Genomic DNA, 18,961 nt, shown 5'->3' with positions numbered 1-18,961 from the left:
TATCCATGCCGCCCCGAACGAGCGGAAGCAAAGTAACTCGGAGAAAGATCAGATTGCACGTCGCTCTCGCCTTGGTGGATTGTGGACGCCACGGTGTGATGGAAAAACAGATCACTCGGCGTGATGCGACAACTGACAGGGGCGACATGTCGCGGCTGATGAATTCTCTTCCGCACGTTCGGGAGTTGATGTAGCCTCGCATGAGAGCCGTCACCGGGACGTGCCGAACTCCCGGAAATTATCGACGGCGTTTATGCCCACGGCGGGCAGTACCTTCATCTTTTCAGATGCAGCGGCCGTAACGACCGGTTCGGAACGGCAGGGAAAGTCATTGCCAAAAACCCAGAGGAGGACATGCCATGCATTTTTGCCTCACCGGACAATACACACCACGCGCTCTCAATGCCATTTTGGAGAATCCCACGACCGATCGCCAGGAGGCGGCAAGAAAACTCGTCGAAGCGGCCGGCGGAAAGCTGATTTCGATGTTCAGCGTTGCGGCCGACGGCCCAGGCGTTTTGGTAATTTTCGATGTGCCTGATCCGAGTGCGGCTCCGGCCATTTCCGGCCTGACTGTCACGGCGGGTACCCTGCAGAACGTGAAGCTGACGCGGCTGTTCACGCAGGACGAGATCAAGCAGGTCCGCCAGAACGCGGCGAAGCTGCGTTCTTCGTATACCCCGCCCGGAAGCTGACATCCGGATCTAAAGCGAAGCCGCCGCAGTCGAACGAAGCGGCGGCAACGCTCACCTCACAGCAAGAATCATGTCTGCAAACCGATGCGAGGCGAAGGTCTTGCAGCGTCCATTGGCGGACCATGCTGTACGGCGCGTGCTGCGTCCGGCGCCATAGGTCCGACCGAACGTGCTTGCCAGCGCCTCGGTACGGCCTGCGATCGCGGTTCAGCTGTCAATCATGCTCACCACGCCCCAACGGCCATCAATCCGATAATGGTCAGGCACGAGACGCAGGCCACCATGACGGTATAGTACTCGGCTGTATTCATTGCTGCCTCCCAAACTGTTGCCAATTGCTTGGTCACTGCTATGCGGGAGAGATCGCCGGTCTCGGGGCCGCTTCAATTCGGCGCGCCGCGACCGGTCTTGCGTTGTGCGTCCGTCCTCTCATCGTCACCCTGATCCGGATGATGATGCGCTTCGAGAGCTTCAGAGCGTTCAGCTGCGATCAGAAGCTGTTTCCGCATTTCAGCGAGGCGGGCGCGGCAATATTCACGATAGAGCAGGTCTAGTATGGTGGGCATGATCAGCCCCCGTCGTTTGACTTTCGATTTACAGATATTCCAGCGCGATTTTCGAGGTGATCGTAGCCCGTCAGATGGCTCTTCGTTATGAGCCCGTTCACAGACTGCGCCAATTCCAAAGCTCAATGGCCGTTTGGTTGACTTGATTGTCTGTGCGATAAAAGAGCAGGGCTAGTTACCTAAGGTCTCACTATAGCAGCGCTCTGTTTCACCAAGACTTCGTCAAACAACCTGAGAATGCCGACCGCAACAAAGAATCCAACCACAACGCGAAATAACTAACCACGGAGTGCAAGCACTATTCGATGCAACGCGGATTGGCACGACGGAGATCATTTGCTGTGAGACGCGCACTTCAGGCGCGCGCGAACACCGTCGCGACGCCGATGCGGACCATTCTCATACCTCGCGATAAGCTGCACCTGTCGTGGTACGCCGGCAGGGCAGCTGCGCTTTGCCCATCCGACAGCAGCCTGCCATTCAGGCGCCATTCATCGCAAGCTCCTATCGTTTTCAGACGTTCAGGAGAATTCGATGAAGTTGTCGTCCGCCGCCGTCGCCGCCGGCCTTGTGTGTCTGATCATTGTGCCCGTCTTTGCACAAACCGCGCCGCCGGCCGCTCAAACCACCACTGTTCCGGTTCCCGCGACCAAGCGCGTGACGTGCCTCAGCTCGACGCAAAATATGAACGGGCAGGACAAGCGCGACCAGATGCAGCTCTGCATGGCGCAGGCGCGGGTCGATTGCCTGAAGCAGGCGATCGATCAGAAGGTCGTCGGCGAGATCAGGAAGAGCTTCATCAAGACTTGCGTGGGCGCGGATGGCACGGAGCAGCACTAGAAGCGCGCCCGCGGCCTTACGATTGCGGCTTCGGCGCGCCGGGGTAATGTCGCTCGAGCACGGCGGCGGGCGTGGCGTAGGCTTCCTGCAGGTCCACGCTCCAGTACTTCAACTCGTCGAGCGGAATGCGCGTGTCGGTGATGGCGCAGCGCACGAAGGTCCCCGGCGAGATCACACGGAAGTCGCCGTCGAGATACTGCACCTGCGCTTCGCCATGGCCCGAGGGGCCGAACTTGTTCAGCACGGTCGAAAGTCTCCGTGGAAGGCCGCTCCGTGGAAGACCCTGGAGGGCACGATGTGTCGGACGGGATGTAGCATAAATAGGGTGGCTTGTCCGCCCCGGTAAACCCACCGGTTTGTGATGTTTTGGCGCCGTTTCCGCGTGATAGTGCTTGAGCGAAGGATCCAACGGCAGAGTCCGATGCGCCTTCCGTTAACCGCCCTGTTCCTGACGTTCCTGATATCGGCCGCGCAAGCGTCGCCGGCCCCGCAGCAGGTCGAGATTCCGCTGGCGTCGGGCGTGCTGCATGCGCAGCTCTACAAGCCTGAGGGCACGGGGCCGTTTCCGGCCGTGATCGCGCTCCACGGCTGCGGCGGGCTCGGCGGCCATTCCGATTCCGTGCTGTCGCGCTATCGCGACTGGGCCGAGCGTCTGCTCAAGTCCGGCAACGCCGTGCTGCTCCCTGACAGCTACGGCTCGCGCGAGCTCGGGCCGCAATGTCGCGTCAAGGAGATGCACGTCAAGGCGCGGCGTGAGCGCGTTGCCGACATCGCGGCTTCGCGCGCCTGGCTGATGAAGCAAAGCTGGGTGGTGCGCGACCGCGTCAGCCTGATGGGTTGGGCGAATGGCGCCAGCGCGCTGCTCTGGGCCGTGCGTCCGCAGGGTGCTGCGCGCGACGCTGGTCCCGATTTCCGCGCCGCGATCGCGTTCTATCCGGACTGCAGGATTTCCGCAGGTTTGGGGTGGAGCACGCGGGTGCCGACTTTGGTGCTGATCGGCGCCAATGACGACGTGTCGTCGCCGCCGGCCTGCCGCCAGATGGTCGAGGGCGCGCATGGGCGCAGCGCGCTCGCACGCATCGTGGTCTATCCCGGCGCCTATCACGATTTCGACCGCGCCAACACGCCGCTGCACGCAGCTGCCGGCAGCACCGACGCCGCCGCACCCGAGCACGGTCATCTCGGCACCGATGCGGTAGCGCGCGCGGAGTCGCAAAACGAGGTCGCGGAGTGGCTGGCGCGGTAGTGCGAAGCGGGGCCGCCCGAAGGAACAACAGCGGACAGCCCCGCATCGACCACCGCCCTGCACGGCAATTGATGGCCGACTGTAACTCTACGGATCGCGCACGGATGCGGTTTCAACATTTGACGACGCCATCATTCGACCACGATGTCGATTAAACGCATCTTCCATGCGCAACCACTTCGTCCTGTTCTCCTCCGCACTGATTGTCTTCACCGTCGCGGTCTTCCTGTTCGAAGCCCATGCCGGCGCGCCGCAACTCGCGCCGGAACATTGCGGCTTCTGGACCACGATCGACGCGGGATTGTCCTGCCGGTAGGTAGGCACTCCGTCATTGCGAGCGGAGCGAAGCAATCCAGAGTCTTTCCGGTGAGGGATTCTGGATTGCTTCGCTCCGCTCGCAATGACGGGGATGGGGCTGCATTTGCACGCACACTCGCTGTCATCGCCCGGCTTGACCGGGCGATCCAGTACTCCGAGACGTCAGTGGCTCATCGAGAGGCTGCGGCGTACTGGATTCCCCGCCTGCGCGGGGAATGACACTGAGGGCGGAGCAGCGCCGCGCTGCTAGAACAAATTACCCTGATCCACCGGCTTGCCCATGCGCTTCGGTGCGGGTTTGGTGTCCTGCGCGGCGGGCTTCGACTGCGTTGGCGCACGCTTCGCTGCGGGAGCAGGCCGATCCGCATCCGCCGTCGCTGCCACACGGCCATCCGCAAACTCGATCTCCATCCGCGCATTCGGCCCGACGCTGTCGGCCGAGTGCAGGGGATGGCCGGCTTCATCGCGCACCAGCGCAAAGCCGCGCGCGAGCACGCCGCGATAGGACAAAGCGGAGAGCAGCTTGCCGCTGTTCTCGACGCGGGCATCCAGCCGCTGCAACAACGTGACCAGCGCGCGGCCCGCGCGCTCGGCAAGTCGATGCGTGCGCTCGCGCTGACGCGCAATCGCGTTGCGTTGCGCCTGCGCGTTGGAGATCTTTGAGGCGCGCAAGCGCACCTCCAGCCCGGCAAAGCGGTCGCGCCGCCGCCGCAGCAGCGAGCGGGTGGAGAGACCAAGCCGCTCGCCGCACACCGTGAGGCGATGATCGGCCTGCGCGATCTGGCCGTGCAGCACCCGCAATGTCAGCTTGGCGCCGGCCGCGGTGAACCTGCGGAAATGCGCGTGCGTGTTGGCCTTGAGGCAGCGGGGCAGGGACGCACCTGCCGAATCCAGCCGCTGCCGCGGGATCGCCAACAGGTCGCCGGCCGCCGGCAGGGCGCGCGCGGCGGCACGCAGTTCGCTGCGGCGGCTCTCATGGGCGCGCTGCCAATAGGCGCGGGTGCGTCGCCCGAGATCGGCGACCTCGACAAAGAGATCGCTGCGCACCGGCACGGCCATCTCGGCCGCCGCCGTCGGCGTCGGCGCGCGCTTGTCGGCGACGAAATCGATCAGCGTGATGTCGGTCTCATGCCCCACCGCCGAGATCAGCGGGATCATGCTCTCGGCCGCGGCGCGGACCACGATCTCCTCGTTGAACGACCACAAATCCTCCAGCGAGCCGCCGCCGCGCGCGACGATCAGCACGTCGGGCCGCGGAATCTTGCCGCCCGGGGCAATCGCGTTGAAGCCGCGGATCGCGGCCGCGACCTGCTCGGCCGAGCCTTCGCCCTGCACCTTGACCGGCCACACCAGCACGTGGCGGGGAAAGCGGTCCTCCAGCCGGTGCAGGATGTCGCGGATGACGGCGCCGGTCGGCGAGGTCACGACTCCGATCACCTCCGGCAGCCAGGGCAGCAGCTGTTTTCGCGCTTCGTCGAACAGGCCTTCGGCGGCGAGCTTCCTCTTGCGCTCCTCCATCAGCGCCATCAGGGCGCCGATGCCGGCCGGCTCCAGCGCCTCGATCACGATCTGGTATTTCGAAGAGCCCGGATAGGTGGTCAGCTTGCCGGTGGCGATGACCTCGAGCCCCTCCTGGGGCTTGAAGCGCATCCGCCCGTGCACGCCCTTCCAGATCACCGCCTCGATCTTGGCGCTCTCGTCCTTGAGCGCGAAATAGCAATGGCCGGAGGAATGAGCTCCGCGGAAGCCGGAGATCTCGCCGCGGACCCGGACATGGCCATAGGTGTCCTCGACCGTCCGTTTCAGGGACTGCGAGAGCTCGGAAACGGTGAATTCGGGGGTGTTGAGCAGAGGCTCTGCAGGCGGCATCGGCAAACGATTCGGCGTTTTGGGATCGGACCCGACGTTAAGGATTTTCGCCGCGTCGCGCCAATCTGGGGATTGATTGAGAGAGTACTCTGTATTATAGAGTTCTCTATATTTAATCAGTTTGAGGGAGTAGATCATGGCAATCCGACTGCTACGCGGCGTTTTGAACGGACTGAAATGGGCCGTCTGTGCGGTCGGCGGTGTCGCGCTGATCCTGACCGCGATGATCGCAACGCCGCTGGAGCGGCCGCCGGAGATGCGATCGGTCTCGGACTCCGCCAAGGGCATCGATTGGTCCACGCTGCCGGCCCTGGAGCGTTTTCAGGCCCGCGACGGCACCTGGATCGGTTTCCGCCACTACGTTGCCAGCGGCGCCGCGACGGGCCGTGGCGCGATCTTCATCCACGGCTCCTCCGGCTCCAGCGGCACCATCAATCATGCCCTGACCCATGCGATCGCCTCGCGCGGGGTGGAGACCTGGGCGCTCGACATTCGCGGCCATGGCGGCTCCGGCTCGCGCGGCGACATCGGCTATGTCGGCCAGCTCGAAGACGACCTCGTCGACTTCGTCGCTCAAATCCGCAAGACCGCGCCGGATCTCCCGCTCACCCTGATCGGCCATTCCGCCGGTGCCGGCTTCTCGCTGCGCGTCGCCGCGACGCCGATCATGCAGGACATGTTCGTGCGCACGGTGCTGCTCGCACCCTATCTCGGCTACGACGCACCGACCAACAAGCCGCATTCCGGCGGCTGGGCCAATTTCGACCTGCCGCGTTTCTTGGGGCTCGCCGCGCTCCGCAAGCTCGGCATCGACTGCTGTTCGCAGCTTCCGGTGCTCGCTCTCGCCGTGCCGGCGAGTTCGGCAAGGTATCTCGTCTTCACCTATTCCGACCGCCTGACGCGCAATTTCGCGACGCGCGGCTATCGCATCGATCTCCCGGCGACGACCCATCCGATCACGGTCTTTGGCGGCGCCGAGGACGAGATGATGATCTCGGACAAATACGCGGAGACCGTGCAGGCCATCAAACCGTCGGTCGACGTCAAGATCATCGACGGCATCAACCACATGGGAATCGTCACCAACCCGAAGGCGATTTCGGTCATCGCCGAGGATTTGGCAACGCGCGGGGCGGGGCAGTCGTGATGCGCCCCGTTGACGGCAAGGCAATCGTAGATGGGAGCGGTTTCCCCGTGGCCATCCATCGAGACGCCCGCCTGCGTCGGGCCCTCAGGATGAGGGCGGAGTTTGCGGCAGCCGCTTTAACGGGTCCTGGTGCAGCTGAGCCTCATCCTGAGGAGACCGCTGGAAGCGGTCGTCTCGAAGCCTCATCCTGAGGAGACCGCGTAGCGGTCGTCTCGAAGGACGAGGCGCGCGCTCAGGTGTCACCGAGCGTCATACGAGATAGCCCAGGGACAGAAAGGGACGACATGATCGACAGCAAGGAGGCGTCCGCAGCGCTGGCCGATATCGACGACATCGTCCAGCGCGTGAAGCAATCGCAGCTCTACGAGCTGGCGGGCCTCGCAGTCGTCTGGTGGGGCATATTGGTGTTCGCGGGCAATCTCGTGACCTGGCTTTGGCCGATCTATGCGATCTACGCCTGGGTTGCCGTGGATGTTGTCGGCGTCGTCGGTCTGGTTGCACTCCGCCTAGTCAATCCGCCGCGGCACTCCCATGGTCGCGGCTTCGAGATCAGACTGCTTCTGCTGTTCGTGCTGTTCTTTGCCTTCGGTTATCTCTGCACCAGCGTGATCGGTCATTTCGGTCCGCGCCAGCTGGGTACGTTCTGGCCGCTTTACTTCATGCTGTTCTACATGATGGCGGGACTCTGGTTCGGCTATGCCTTCATTGCGATCGGTCTTGGAATTGCCGCGCTGACGCTGATCGGATTCTTCTGGATCGGCGAGGCGTTCCCGCTCTGGATGGCGTTCGTCAACGGCGGTGGCCTGATCCTCGGCGGGCTCTGGATGCGGCGGATCTGATGGCCGAGCTCGACGAAATCATTCACCAGCCGCTGCGGCTGAAGATCATGGCGGCCCTGAACGCGCTGCCAGCCGCCGCAGGATTGGAGTTTTCCCGGCTGAAGAAGCTCACCGGCGCGACCGACGGCAATCTCGGTGCCCATATCGAGACGCTGGCCAAGGCGGGCTACGTTTCGGTGGACAAGGCGTTCGTCGGCAAGAAGCCGCAGACGACGGTGACCGCGACCGCGGCCGGACGCGGCGCGTTTGCGCGGCATGTGGCGACTCTGCAGGAGATCATTGCGGGGAAGCAGGTTTAGGCCCCGTCATTCCGGCGTGGAGCGACGTTTGCTGCAGATCGCGGTGCAGATTGCTGTGCCCTCGCCCCTTGTGGGAGAGGGCATCTCCGCTGGTAGACACGGGCACACTCGGGTGAGGGGTCTGTCTCCGCAAATATTTGTGCGTGGGGATGGAAACCCCTCATCCGGCGCTTCGCGCGAGAAAAACCCTCTCGATACCAGCGCTCACCATGACGCCGTTTTACTCCAGTGGGGGAAGTCGCCAAGCATTGGGTCTAGGTTGCGGACCAGCGCATTCCCAATGCGCAAGCCGCAAGCCCGCTACTAGTCTGGACGGCCGCGGACGGAAGAGAAAAAACCGCTGATCAGACCAACCACTTGAACGATCATCCACTTTCCGCAGCGATGGTCTACCAAAGTCTCTTCCCGTCATGTTGTCGCGCTATCGCGCGGGGTTTTGACAGCGCACTCAGATACTTATCGGCATAGTAGTTTTCGGTCGCCTACATCAGCGGTTTTTTTGCAAGAGCGCTGATGACATTGCCTCCTGCTTAAGGTCTTACAATCGCTCGGGATCTTTCTTGAGCGCCGAATAATCTTGGCACAACGTGCCGACGCTGACCCAATGGCGACATCGGTTCGGATCGTCTGAGCCAAGTAGCACGGAGCTAATGTGGTGGACCAATTTCAACGACTCGAAATACACTTCTTCGGAGCAGTTATCCGTGCCGACGGAGTGGTCGGCATAGCTGCGGCGGTTGTGATTATCACCATCATTCTGTTGATGTACTTGCACGCCGAGGGGCTGTGACGGACAATGGCGCTAACGCTCAAGCAACTAATAGATTCCTATCGAAGTGATTTGGACTCGCCTTTCCAAAAACTTCGCTATCAGGTGCGCATCAAGCAGGGCCGCACGTTCGATCGGATAAGTGAAAAATACGGCCACCATCAGGTCCGAGGCATCAAGGCGCCAACGCTGCTTTACTGGTACAAAGTTTCGGGTTCTGGCGGTAGAACTGCCGCTGCGAATGAAATGATCGCGCGGCTTCGGGCTCTATTTAAATTTGGCTTTACGCTGCTCGAAGATCCAGAGTGCAAGCGTCTTGCGGAACTCCTTCGCGAGAGCCGGTTTGGCACTCAGGGACCACGTCTCGTGCAACTAACTGCCGAGCACGTCCAAGCAATCCGTCGCACTGCTCGCGAACACTTTGGTTGGTATTCGATAGCTCTCGTCCAAGCGTTTCAATTCGAATTGAGGCTTGGCCAAAAGGATGTAATCGGTGAGTGGGTTCCTATTGACGAGCCGGGAAGCTCCGATTTCGAAATCCATGGTCGGAAGTGGCTTCGTGGCCTACGTTGGTCCGACATCGATAAAAATTTGATCTTGCGACACACGACAGGGTCAAGCGGCCGCCCGATCCAAGTCGATCTGAAGAAGGCCCCGATGGTGCTAGCGGAGGTCAAGGCAATTGGCCTGGACATTTTGGCCCTTCCATCATCCGGCCCAATCATCATAAACGATGTTACCGGCTTACCTTGGTCCACGACCGAATTCCGCAGAAAGTGGAGATTGGTGGCTAAGCAAGCCGGGGTACCTGATGTGGTAAAGAACAGGGACAGCGTTCCAACGGGGACAATAGTGGGCGGACCGGATCAGGCTCCAGTGTCGCAGCGGATTACGCTTGCGCGCATTGGTCAAAGTTTGAGAAGGGGCCGTCGCTAGAAGGGTAGCTTCGAGGGCGTGTGTCCTTGCTCCTCAAATGACTAGGGGCGTGCCTGATGCGCAAAGAACACCGCCAACCGGCTTCGGCATCGGTCTAAGCCGTGGCTGGCGCGCTGCTCACGGAAGTGCTTCACGCGTCATGGCCAGAACCTATAGCCGTAGAATTCGAAGATCTGCCTTTGCTTGGTGTCCAGCTTCGCTTTCCACGTGGGCGTTGGCTGAAGAGCCACGCCATAGCCCATGGATGACCCGCTCTCCATTGCCATGATCGGCTCCAGCAGTCTTGCAAATTCGTTATTCCACTTCGTTGGCGGAAGCGTATCCACAGCTTGATAGAAAGCGCTCGTTACAACATCCGCAAGCTGCGCGCCCGGACTTGCTGAGTGCGATACTGGTTGGGCAAGCCGCCAATCCAAAACTTCCCACATAATTCGTCGCTTCGTAAGGACGAGAGCCCCGGCTCTTGCCTGCATCTTCAGAAGCTCATGATAGGCTGCTGTTTGAGCATAAGAATGAATACTGCGTTCGCTGTACAGGATCTTCACGAAACGATCCTTTGCCTGCTCTTTGGCTGCATGGTGGTAGCAGAAGTCAGTTACCCGTTCCAAAAGTAGGCGCAGACAATAGTTGTAGAACCATTGCTGGGCTCCAGCGCGCTCGGCTCGCTCATTTCGGTGACCCCGCATGTTCTTCTTGTTCGACGCAAGAACAAAGCCACGCAAAGGGAGCTGAGCGATCTCGCCCAAAGCAATCCGTTTCTGAGAGGCGGACAAGTGCCTGTAGTGAAGGTCGGCGCGGTTGCTCCCAGCCTTTGACAAGATCGCTCGAACCCAGTTGTTCACTTCGGGCTCGTACTTAACTTTGATTAGCACCGCGCCAAGGCAAAGCCATTCCGTCGCGCCCACATCGTCAATCGGGCGTACTTTCTTCAGTCCGGCGTCGCCCGCCTCGTCAATGTAAGCGACGTAGTAAGGCTCTGGGATTTGAGTCGCCATAGCGCGCAACTATGGCGTGCTCGGAAATGCTAGATCAATCCGTGTGGACCCGGTGGAGCGCTGTTATAAATAGGTGAGCCGTGGAAAGCCCTTAGGGACACCATAGGGACGCCCAACGATGTAAGTCATTGAAGTATCAGAAAGTATATGAGCAGCCTTATCCCACAAGGGGAGATGGACAGCAGGAGCACGCGCGCCCCGGAATGACGGGGAGTTCGGGGCAACACCCCTTGAGACCCGCCGTGATTCGTGCGACCTCGCGTCCAGCAGACCTCTCCTTTTCGAGCCCTCGATGCACATTCTCTTGCTCGGTTCCGGCGGCCGCGAACATGCCCTGGCGTGGAAGATCGCAGCCTCTCCCCTGGTGACCAAATTCTGGTGCGCGCCGGGCAATGCCGGGATTGCGCGCGAGGCGGAATGCGTGGCGCTCGACGTCGCCGACCATGCCGCCGTGATCGACTTCTGCAAAAAGAATGCGGTCGAGCTCGTGGTGGTCGGCCCGGAGACGCCGCTGGCGGCCGGGATCGTCGATGACCTCACCGCCGCTGGCATCAAGGCATTCGGCCCGAGCAAGATCCCCGCCCAGCTCGAAAGCTCGAAGGGCTTTACCAAGGCGCTCTGTACCGAATTCGGCATTCCGACCGGCGCCTACCAGCGCTTCACCAACGCGGCCGATGCGCGTGCTTACGTCCAGAGCCAGGGCGCGCCGATCGTGGTCAAGGCCGACGGCCTTGCCGCCGGCAAGGGCGTCGTCGTCGCCAAGACCGTGCGCGAGGCCGAGGACGCCATCGCCATGATGTTCGAGGGCGCGTTTGGCGATGCCGGCGCTGAGGTCGTGATCGAGGAATTTCTGCCGGGCCGCGAGATCAGCTTCTTCGCGCTGTGCGACGGCGAGACCGCCATTCCGCTGGCGTCCGCGCAGGACCACAAGCGCGTGTTCGACCATGATCTCGGCCCGAACACCGGCGGCATGGGCGCCTATTCGCCGACGCCGCTGGTGACGCCGGCGATCCATGACGCGATCATGGCCAAGATCATCCTGCCGACGGTCGCCGGCATGAAGCAGCGCGGCACGCCGTTCCGCGGCATCCTCTACGCCGGGATCATGCTGACGACGCAGGGCCCAAAGCTGTTCGAGTTCAACGTCCGCTTCGGCGATCCCGAGTGCCAGGTGCTGATGCTGCGGATGATGTCGGACATCGTGCCGGCGTTCCTGGCGTCATGCGACGGGCAGCTGAAGCATTTCGATCTGCGCTGGCATCCGGATTCCGCGCTCACGGTGGTGATGGCGGCGAAGGGATATCCCGGCGACTATCAGAAAGGCACGCGCATCGAGGGGCTCGATGATGCCGCGAAGGTCGAGACCGCCGAGATCTTCCACGCCGGGACGGTCGAGAAGGACGGCGCCATCCTCGCCAATGGCGGCCGCGTGCTCAATGTCTGCGCGCGCGGCAAGACCGTGACGGAAGCGCAAGCCCGCGCCTATCAGGCGGTCGACCGCATCAACTGGCCGGAAGGCTTCTGCCGCCGTGACATCGGCTGGCAGGCGGTGGAAGCAGAGAAGGCCAAGGGCTGACAGCGGTTTTTCGCACGCGCGCGCAATTTCCGGCCGCGCCCGTCGGCACTCCAAAATTGTGCAGGCAGGTGTTGAACTTAGCTACTGTGCATGGGGTTGTTTTCGAGATTTTTGTTTTGGGGCCCCCAAGTCTTGGGCACTTCAAGACCGAGCAGATCCAGCGCTGACCAGATAAGGATGCACAAGATGTCCGATCTCGCCGACCTCTACCCCGGCTTTGCCTCCGAATGGATCAACACCTCCTTCGGCCGCATCTTCGCCCGCATCGGCGGCAAGGGACCGCCGCTGTTGCTGCTGCACGGCTTCTCCGAGACCAACGTGATGTGGCACCGCGTCGCGCCGCAGCTTAGCGACCAGTTCACGCTGATCATCGCCGATCTGCCCGGCTATGGCTGGTCCGACATGCCCGAGAGCGATGCGCTGCACATGCCCTACAGCAAGCGCGCGATGGCCAAGGCCATGGTCGAGGCGATGGAGAGCCTTGGCCACGTGCACTTCGCGCTCGCCGGCCATGATCGCGGCGGCCGCGTCTCCTATCGCCTTGCGCTCGATCATCCCGGCCGGCTGTCGCGCCTCGCCGTGCTCGATATCCTGCCGACCTATAATTACTGGGAGCGGATGAACCGCGCCTATGCGCTGAAGATCTACCACTGGACTTTTCTGGCGCAGCCCGCACCGTTGCCGGAAACGCTGATTTCGAGCAATGGCGAGTTCTTTCTGCGCTTCAAGATGGCGAGCCAGACCAGGTCGAAGACGCTCGACGCCATCGACGAGCGCGCGCTCGAACACTACATCGCCCCGTTCCGCGATCCCGCCCGCGTGCATGCGATGTGCGAGGATTATCGCGCCGGCGCCTATTTCGATTACGATCCCGACAAGGCGGATTTCGACGCCGGCAACAAGATCACCATTCCGATGCTGGCGCTGTGGGGCAACGCCGGCATCGCCCAGGCCGCGGCCACCCCGCTCGACATCTGGAAGCAATGGGCGACGAACGTCGTGGGCATGCCGGTGGATTCGGGACACTTTCTCACCGAGGAGAACCCCGACGTCACCGCCAAGGCGCTGCGCGAGTTCTTTGCGGCGCCTTAGCGCCGTTCCCGGAAGAAGTCCTTGAGCAGCCGCGCCGACTCGCTTTCGCCGACCCCGGAATAGACATCCGGGACGTGATGGCAGGTCGGCGAGGTGAAGAACCTCACGCCGGACTCGACCGCGCCGCCCTTGGGATCGGCGGCGCCGTAATAGAGCCGCCTCACCCTTGCAAAGGAGATCGCGCCCGCACACATGGTGCAGGGCTCCAGCGTCACGTAGAGGTCGCAGTCGACCAGGCGCTCGCTGCCGATCTTTTTGGCGGCTTCGCGGAGCGCAATGATCTCGGCATGAGCCGTAGGGTCGTAGTCGGTCAGGGTCCGGTTCGCCGCGGTGGCGATGACCTCGAAGTTGCGGACCACGACGCATCCGATCGGAACTTCGCCCGACTTTCCGGCGTTTTCGGCCGTTCTGAGCGCCAAATCCATGAAAGAGGGGGCTTTCAAGCCTCGTATCATCCCGAGAAACCTGCTAGTAGCTGCGCCTTCAGCAGAAGTGCTTACCGAATTTGCCTGAGCATGCGGCTCGAAACGAGCGCGCACAATGCTTTCTGGCCACCCCCTGAGTGAGATTATTCATGCCTCGCGACAGCGACAAAGACAATGATTCCCGCGGCCGGCGCGACCGTGGCCCGGCCAAGGGCGGCCGTTCCGGCAAGGCTCGGGGCCCCGAGAAGAAGTTCGCCAAGCGGGGATTTGAGGGCAAGGGCGACAGCCGCCCGCCCCGCGGCGACAGTGACAGCCGACCGGTCCGCCGCCGCGAAGACGGTGACGCGCCGCGCCGCGATTTCAGCGACCGCCCGAGGTTCAAGCGCGAAGACTGGCCGCGCGGCGAGGATCGGGGCGAGCGCAGCTTCAAGCCGCGTGGCGACCGTCCCTTCAAGCCGCGTGAAGACCGTCCGTTTTCCGATCGTCCGTCGCGCGACGGCGAGAAGCGCTCGTTCAAGCCCCGTGGCGACCGCCCATTTTCTGATCGCCCCTCGCGCGATGGCGAGAAGCGGCCGTTCAAGCCGCGCGGTGATCGCCCGTCCTATGGGCGTGATGACCGTCCGCCGCGCAGGGATCGCGACGATTCCCGTCCGGCCGGCCGGACCGGTGACACGAAATTTGGCGACAAGCGACCTTACGCGCCGCGCGGCGATCGTCCGGAGCGCAAGTTCGACGGCGAGCGGAAGTTTTCGCGCGGCGCACCGGACCGTGGCGAGCGCAGCGATTCAAAGCCTTGGCAGAAGCGCGATGCGGCTCCCCGCGGGGACCGGCCGCCGCGCAAGGACTTTAGCAAGGGCCCGCGCAAGGATTTTGGCGGCAGCGACCGTGGTCAGGACAAGCCCTGGCAGAAGCGCGACGATCGGCAAGGCGGCGGCGACGACCGTCCGCGCTTCTCGCGTTCGCGCGACGATCGTCCATCGGGTGATCGTCCGTTCCGTGAGCGGCCCAAATTCGATCGCCCGCGCGATGACCGTCCAAAATTCGACCGGCCCCGCCGTGACAGCGACGGCGAGCGTGGGGGGCGCGGCGGCGATCGCCCGAAATTCGATCGTCCGCGCGAGCGCTCCGACTGGCACGAGCATCCGCGCAGCGACAGTGATCGTCCGCGCCGCGAAAACGAGGACGACAGCAGGATCTTCGAGAAACGTCCGGCCTTCGGCGGTCGCGGCGCCTATCGCGGCCGTGATCGGGACTTCGAAGGCCGCCCGCGCCGGGACGAAGCACCGAAGCCCAAGAAGGCCGGCGAGCGTATCGCCAAGGTGCTGTCGCGTGCGGGCCTCGCCTCGCGCCGCGATGCCGAGGAGATGGTCACGCAGGGCCGCGTCGCCGTCAACGGCCGTGTCATCAATTCGCCGGCGCTCGACATCACCTCGAACGATGTCGTCACCATCGACGGCAAGCCGATGCCGGAGCGCGAGCGCACGCGGCTGTTCCTCTATCACAAGCCGCGCGGGCTGATGACGACGCATGACGACCCCGAGGGGCGTCCGACCGTGTTCGACAATTTGCCCGAAGGCCTGCCGCGGCTGATTTCGATCGGCCGGCTCGACTTCAACACCGAGGGCCTGCTGCTGCTCACCAATGATGGTGGGCTCGCGCGCACGCTCGAGCTGCCGGACACCGGCTGGCTGCGCCGCTATCGCGTCCGCGCCCATGGCGACGTCACGCAGGCGCAGCTCGATGAGCTGAAGAACGGCATTGAGGTTGAGGGCGTCAAATACGGTCCGATCGACGCCACGCTGGAGCGTGACCAGGGCGCCAATGTCTGGCTGGTTTTCGCGATCCGCGAGGGCAAGAACCGCGAAGTGCGCAATGTCTGCGCCCATCTCGGGCTCGAGGTGAACCGGCTGATCCGGGTGTCCTACGGACCGTTCCAGCTCGGCGAGGTCCCCGAAGGCCAGGTCGAGGAGATCAAGTCGCGCGTGCTGCGCGACCAGCTCGGCGACAAGATCATCGACAAGTCGGGTGCCCAGTTCGACGTGCCGCAGAAATCTGCCGCGCCTGAGGGAGACGACGCGCCGCGCGAGAAGAAGCCTGCCGCCAAGCGCGGCGTGATCAACGACCGCAAGGGCCGCCGCGTGCTGGTGCAACGCACCGGCAGCGAGGAGGCGCGCGAGCGCAATGAGTCCGAGGTCAGTGGCTACGGCCCGCCGCGCCGTCCCAAGCGCGGCTATCACGGCAAGCGCGATCTGGCGCCGAAGGAGGACTAGCGTTGCGCGTCGTCGGCGGTCGATTGAAGGGGCGCAATTTGGCCTCACCGTCCTCGCGCGACATCCGCCCCACGGCGGACCGCTTGCGCGAGTCCGTGTTCAACATCCTCGTGCACGCCTATGGCGATCCGATCTCGGACGCGCGCGTGCTCGATCTCTTCGCCGGCACCGGCGCGCTCGGCATCGAAGCGACGTCACGCGGCGCGAAGTTCACGCTGTTCGTCGACAACGGCGCGGAAGCGCGCGCCCTGCTCCGCAACAATGTCGAGTCGCTGGGCCTCGGCGGCGTCACCAAGGTCTATCGCCGCGATGCGACCGATCTCGGGCCTGCACATCCGGTCGAGCCGTTCTCGCTGGTGTTCCTCGATCCGCCCTACGGCAACGGTCTTGCGGAGAAGGCGCTCGAGAGCCTGCGTGATGGCGGCTGGCTCACGCCAGGCGCGCTGCTCGTGGTGGAAGAGGCGAAGGCTGCGCAGTTCGCGACGCCTGAGGGTTACGAGGAATTGGAGCGGCGGGCGTATGACGACACGGAGTTCGTGTTTCTGAAGGCGCCGTAGCCTACGAAGTCACCGCCGCCCGAACAGCTTCTCCACATCCGACAGCTTCAGCTCGACATAGGTCGGGCGGCCGTGGTTGCACTGGCCGGAGTTCGGGGTGTCCTCCATCTCGCGGAGCAGGGCGTTCATCTCCTCCGGCCGCAGCCTGCGGCCGGCGCGCACCGAGCCGTGGCAGGCCATGGTTGCGGCGACGTGCATCAGGCGGCGCTCGAGCGGCAGCGCCTCGTCCCACTCGGCCATGTGCTCGGAAAGATCGCGCAACAGCCCGCCCGCGTTGGTCTTGCCGAGCAGTGACGGCGTCTCGCGCACCGCGACCGCGCCGGGGCCGAAGGATTCGATCGCAAGGCCAAACGACGTCAGCTCTTCGCTGCGCTCGAGCAGGCGCTCTACCGTGGCCTCGTCCATCTCGACGATCTCGGGGATCAGCAGGATCTGCCGCTGCACGCCATTGGCGGCGAGCGAAGCCTTCAGCCGCTCGTAGACGATGCGTTCATGCGCGGCGTGCTGGTCGACGATGATCAACCCGTCGCGGGTCTGCGAGACGATATAGGTCTCGTGGATCTGGGTGCGTGCCGCGCCGAGCGGACGGTCGACAAAGTCGCCGACAGGCTGGCTCTCGATCCGCACGTCGGCGCTCGGCGCGCCGACGTCGAATGCGGCCTGCGCACGCTCGGCGAAGGCGGGCGCGGCGGCACCGTCGAAAGACGGCATCGGGGCGGATGGCGACTGGCGCCAGTCCCAGCTTGCCGGGCGCGGCGTGAATGCGGGGCGGAACGAAGATAGTGCGCTCTCGCCGCCGTTTGCGGCCGTACGCCGGCCCTCCCGCGCGAGCCCTTCCTTCAATCCGTGCACGATCAGCGCGCGCACGAGGCCTGCGTTGCGAAACCGCACCTCGGTCTTGGCCGGATGGACGTTGGCGTCGACCTCGCGCGGATCGAGCGTGACGAACAGTGCCAGCACCGGATGGCGGTCGCGCGGCAGATAATCGGCATAGGCCCCCCGCACCGCGCCGAGGATCAGCTTGTCGCGCACCGGGCGGCCGTTGACGAAGAGATATTGCCCGAGCGCGTTGGCTTTGGTTAGCGCGGGCGCCGCGGCATAGCCGGCGACCACGACGCCCTCGCGCTCGGCATGGACCTCGATGGCATGGCTGCGGAACTCCGCCCCCAAGATGTCGCCGAGACGGGTCAGGCGACCGGCGACGCCGGGTAGCGCCGCAGCCCAGGTCACCGGCGCGCGCTCTTCGCCCGCCAGCGTGAAGGCGATTTCGGGCCGCGCCATCGCCAACCGCCGCACCACCTCGCGGATCGCTTCCGCCTCGGTGCGGTCGGTCTTCAAAAACTTCAGCCGCGCCGGCGTCGCGTAGAAGAGGTCGTTGACCTCGACCCGCGTGCCATGCGCCAACGCCGCCGGCATGATCCCGGATTTCTCGCCGCCCTCGACATTGAGCGCCCAGGCGTGCGGCTCGCCGGCATGCCGCGTGGTGATGGAGAGCCGCGCGACCGAGCCGATCGAGGGCAGCGCCTCGCCGCGGAATCCAAGCGTGCGGATCTGCAGCAGGTCCTCGTCGTCGAGCTTGGAGGTGGCGTGACGCTCGACCGCCAGCGACAGGTCCTTGGCGGTCATGCCGCCGCCGTCGTCGGTGATGCCGATCCGCCGGCGCCCGCCGCCATCGGTGAAGACGTCGATCCGGCTCGCGCCGGCATCGATGGCGTTTTCGACCAGTTCCTTGACCACGCTCGCGGGACGTTCGACCACCTCGCCGGCGGCGATGCGGTTGACGACCTGTTCTGGCAATTGGCGGACGGGCATGAACTCGATCTTGGGCTTGCGATCTGGATTCGCTGACAGCGCTATAGGCCGTGTTGCGTCAAAAGCATGTGTTGGGCAACAGGAACGTGGCGGGCTGGGGAAAAGGGCCGTCTATCGCATTGAAGAGATTGGACGTTCGAGAAAATCGCGCACCCCGGATGGATTGATCTCCGGGTGCTGGTCCCGATTGTGGGGTACCGGGCTGCGGTGTAGCATCGTGAAAAAACGGCAACAGGACGGGAGGACGCCATGTGCCATCTCTTCGCGCACCAGCCCCAACGCGACTACGAATCCCAGACCCGTTCGTTACGGATCGGTGGGCATTGCACCTCGATCCGTCTGGAAATGGCATTCTGGGACACGCTGGACGAGATCGCGGCCAAGGAGAACATGAGCGTCGGCAAGTTTCTGACGACGCTCTACACCGAGGTGCTCGACCACCACGGCGAGGTCAATAATTTCGCCTCGTTGCTGCGCTGCTCCTGCCTGATCTATCGCTCCCGAAGCATAGCGTCGGTGCAGGAATTCAAGGCCACGGTGACGCCCATCCTCGATGCAGCCGAATAGCGACTATAAGATCCCTCCGCCGTCATTGCGAGGAGCCCTTGCGACGAAGATTCCATGGGGAGTGGATAGCGACCAAGTCTGAGGCCAGACTGAGGTTGCAATACCACCCAACCTGGAGACGACGATGTTGCTCGATCATCCTT

General features: G+C 63.5%; 18 protein-coding genes. 13 read left to right on the top strand and 5 right to left on the bottom strand.

Translation table 11 applies throughout. The annotated features are described in order from the left end of the window. The first annotated feature begins 359 nt into the window (after positions 1–359). On the top strand, positions 360–695 hold the full coding sequence (locus IVA74_RS12425; protein WP_247343583.1) for a GYD domain-containing protein: 336 nt from the start codon (positions 360–362) through the stop codon (positions 693–695). Between the two features lie 1,100 nt (positions 696–1,795). Continuing rightward, complete coding sequence (locus tag IVA74_RS12420; protein ID WP_247343581.1) at positions 1,796–2,101, top strand: hypothetical protein; 306 nt, start codon at positions 1,796–1,798, stop codon at positions 2,099–2,101. A 16-nt stretch (positions 2,102–2,117) separates the two neighbouring features. On the opposite strand, the gene IVA74_RS12415 is transcribed toward IVA74_RS12420, so the two are convergent. Continuing rightward, complete coding sequence (locus IVA74_RS12415) at positions 2,118–2,345, bottom strand: DUF2093 domain-containing protein (protein ID WP_247343579.1); 228 nt, start codon at positions 2,343–2,345, stop codon at positions 2,118–2,120. Positions 2,346–2,522: 177 nt separating this feature from the next. On the opposite strand from IVA74_RS12415, the gene IVA74_RS12410 reads away from it, so the two are divergent. Both IVA74_RS12410 and IVA74_RS12405 read left to right on the top strand, forming a co-directional pair. Continuing rightward, the gene (locus IVA74_RS12410; RefSeq protein ID WP_247343576.1) at positions 2,523–3,347 is read left to right on the top strand and encodes a dienelactone hydrolase family protein; all 825 of its coding nucleotides are present in this window, start codon (positions 2,523–2,525) and stop codon (positions 3,345–3,347) included. Between the two features lie 166 nt (positions 3,348–3,513). Beyond that, positions 3,514–3,663, top strand: coding sequence for a hypothetical protein (locus IVA74_RS12405; protein ID WP_247343573.1), 150 nt, complete (start codon positions 3,514–3,516; stop codon positions 3,661–3,663). 248 nt (positions 3,664–3,911) lie between these two features. Here the strand turns inward: IVA74_RS12405 and xseA are convergent, their stop codons facing one another. Beyond that, on the bottom strand, positions 3,912–5,534 hold the full coding sequence (gene xseA, locus IVA74_RS12400) for an exodeoxyribonuclease VII large subunit (RefSeq protein ID WP_247343569.1): 1,623 nt from the start codon (positions 5,532–5,534) through the stop codon (positions 3,912–3,914). Positions 5,535–5,670: 136 nt separating this feature from the next. On the opposite strand from xseA, the gene IVA74_RS12395 reads away from it, so the two are divergent. From IVA74_RS12395 to IVA74_RS12380, 4 genes are all read left to right on the top strand, one after another. Further along, positions 5,671–6,681, top strand: coding sequence for an alpha/beta fold hydrolase (locus tag IVA74_RS12395; RefSeq protein ID WP_247343566.1), 1,011 nt, complete (start codon positions 5,671–5,673; stop codon positions 6,679–6,681). Positions 6,682–6,965: 284 nt separating this feature from the next. Then, positions 6,966–7,520, top strand: coding sequence for a hypothetical protein (locus IVA74_RS12390; protein ID WP_247343563.1), 555 nt, complete (start codon positions 6,966–6,968; stop codon positions 7,518–7,520). Further along, the gene (locus IVA74_RS12385) at positions 7,520–7,819 is read left to right on the top strand and encodes a transcriptional regulator (RefSeq protein WP_247343560.1); all 300 of its coding nucleotides are present in this window, start codon (positions 7,520–7,522) and stop codon (positions 7,817–7,819) included. The genes IVA74_RS12390 and IVA74_RS12385 overlap by 1 nt, the downstream gene beginning before the upstream one ends. Positions 7,820–8,615: 796 nt before the next feature. Then, entirely contained in the window at positions 8,616–9,524 is a 909-nt protein-coding gene (locus IVA74_RS12380; protein WP_247343557.1) for a hypothetical protein, read from the top strand. A gap of 137 nt (positions 9,525–9,661) precedes the next feature. Here the strand turns inward: IVA74_RS12380 and IVA74_RS12375 are convergent, their stop codons facing one another. Beyond that, a complete protein-coding gene (locus IVA74_RS12375; RefSeq protein ID WP_247343554.1) occupies positions 9,662–10,519 on the bottom strand; it encodes a DUF3800 domain-containing protein in 858 nt (285 codons plus the stop codon). A gap of 292 nt (positions 10,520–10,811) precedes the next feature. Here IVA74_RS12375 and purD point away from each other — a divergent pair, with 292 nt between their 5' ends. Both purD and IVA74_RS12365 read left to right on the top strand, forming a co-directional pair. After that, the gene (purD, locus tag IVA74_RS12370; protein WP_247343551.1) at positions 10,812–12,095 is read left to right on the top strand and encodes a phosphoribosylamine--glycine ligase; all 1,284 of its coding nucleotides are present in this window, start codon (positions 10,812–10,814) and stop codon (positions 12,093–12,095) included. Positions 12,096–12,281: 186 nt separating this feature from the next. Continuing rightward, positions 12,282–13,187: an alpha/beta hydrolase gene (locus tag IVA74_RS12365; RefSeq protein ID WP_247343549.1), complete on the top strand. Its 906-nt coding sequence runs from the start codon at positions 12,282–12,284 to the stop codon at positions 13,185–13,187. On the opposite strand, the gene IVA74_RS12360 is transcribed toward IVA74_RS12365, so the two are convergent. Next, entirely contained in the window at positions 13,184–13,642 is a 459-nt protein-coding gene (locus IVA74_RS12360) for a nucleoside deaminase (protein ID WP_247343546.1), read from the bottom strand. The genes IVA74_RS12365 and IVA74_RS12360 overlap by 4 nt on opposite strands. Before the next feature lie 119 nt (positions 13,643–13,761). On the opposite strand from IVA74_RS12360, the gene IVA74_RS12355 reads away from it, so the two are divergent. Both IVA74_RS12355 and rsmD read left to right on the top strand, forming a co-directional pair. Then, a complete protein-coding gene (locus IVA74_RS12355) occupies positions 13,762–15,882 on the top strand; it encodes a pseudouridine synthase (protein ID WP_247343543.1) in 2,121 nt (706 codons plus the stop codon). A 2-nt stretch (positions 15,883–15,884) separates the two neighbouring features. Beyond that, entirely contained in the window at positions 15,885–16,439 is a 555-nt protein-coding gene (gene rsmD, locus IVA74_RS12350; protein WP_247343540.1) for a 16S rRNA (guanine(966)-N(2))-methyltransferase RsmD, read from the top strand. A 9-nt stretch (positions 16,440–16,448) separates the two neighbouring features. Here the strand turns inward: rsmD and mutL are convergent, their stop codons facing one another. Next, on the bottom strand, positions 16,449–18,251 hold the full coding sequence (gene mutL / locus IVA74_RS12345; protein WP_247343538.1) for a DNA mismatch repair endonuclease MutL: 1,803 nt from the start codon (positions 18,249–18,251) through the stop codon (positions 16,449–16,451). 249 nt (positions 18,252–18,500) lie between these two features. Here mutL and IVA74_RS12340 point away from each other — a divergent pair, with 249 nt between their 5' ends. Beyond that, a complete protein-coding gene (locus IVA74_RS12340; protein WP_247343537.1) occupies positions 18,501–18,818 on the top strand; it encodes a ribbon-helix-helix domain-containing protein in 318 nt (105 codons plus the stop codon). Positions 18,819–18,961 lie beyond the last annotated feature (143 nt).

Source organism: Bradyrhizobium sp. 132 (genome assembly GCF_023074185.1).
Lineage (GTDB): Bacteria > Pseudomonadota > Alphaproteobacteria > Rhizobiales > Xanthobacteraceae > Bradyrhizobium.
This window is presented reverse-complemented; position numbering and strand designations above follow the sequence as displayed.

Bases quoted from the DNA above. Each gene is read 5' to 3' on its own strand.
- IVA74_RS12425 (WP_247343583.1), top strand. From the start codon at position 360: ATGCATTTTTGCCTCACCGGACAATACACACCACGCGCTCTCAATGCC.
- IVA74_RS12420 (WP_247343581.1), top strand. From the start codon at position 1,796: ATGAAGTTGTCGTCCGCCGCCGTCGCCGCCGGCCTTGTGTGTCTGATC.
- IVA74_RS12410 (WP_247343576.1), top strand. From the start codon at position 2,523: ATGCGCCTTCCGTTAACCGCCCTGTTCCTGACGTTCCTGATATCGGCC.
- IVA74_RS12405 (WP_247343573.1), top strand. From the start codon at position 3,514: ATGCGCAACCACTTCGTCCTGTTCTCCTCCGCACTGATTGTCTTCACC.
- xseA (WP_247343569.1), bottom strand. From the start codon at position 5,534: ATGCCGCCTGCAGAGCCTCTGCTCAACACCCCCGAATTCACCGTTTCC.
- IVA74_RS12395 (WP_247343566.1), top strand. From the start codon at position 5,671: ATGGCAATCCGACTGCTACGCGGCGTTTTGAACGGACTGAAATGGGCC.
- IVA74_RS12390 (WP_247343563.1), top strand. From the start codon at position 6,966: ATGATCGACAGCAAGGAGGCGTCCGCAGCGCTGGCCGATATCGACGAC.
- IVA74_RS12385 (WP_247343560.1), top strand. From the start codon at position 7,520: ATGGCCGAGCTCGACGAAATCATTCACCAGCCGCTGCGGCTGAAGATC.
- IVA74_RS12380 (WP_247343557.1), top strand. From the start codon at position 8,616: ATGGCGCTAACGCTCAAGCAACTAATAGATTCCTATCGAAGTGATTTG.
- IVA74_RS12375 (WP_247343554.1), bottom strand. From the start codon at position 10,519: ATGGCGACTCAAATCCCAGAGCCTTACTACGTCGCTTACATTGACGAG.
- purD (WP_247343551.1), top strand. From the start codon at position 10,812: ATGCACATTCTCTTGCTCGGTTCCGGCGGCCGCGAACATGCCCTGGCG.
- IVA74_RS12365 (WP_247343549.1), top strand. From the start codon at position 12,282: ATGTCCGATCTCGCCGACCTCTACCCCGGCTTTGCCTCCGAATGGATC.
- IVA74_RS12360 (WP_247343546.1), bottom strand. From the start codon at position 13,642: ATGATACGAGGCTTGAAAGCCCCCTCTTTCATGGATTTGGCGCTCAGA.
- IVA74_RS12355 (WP_247343543.1), top strand. From the start codon at position 13,762: ATGCCTCGCGACAGCGACAAAGACAATGATTCCCGCGGCCGGCGCGAC.
- mutL (WP_247343538.1), bottom strand. From the start codon at position 18,251: ATGCCCGTCCGCCAATTGCCAGAACAGGTCGTCAACCGCATCGCCGCC.
- IVA74_RS12340 (WP_247343537.1), top strand. From the start codon at position 18,501: ATGTGCCATCTCTTCGCGCACCAGCCCCAACGCGACTACGAATCCCAG.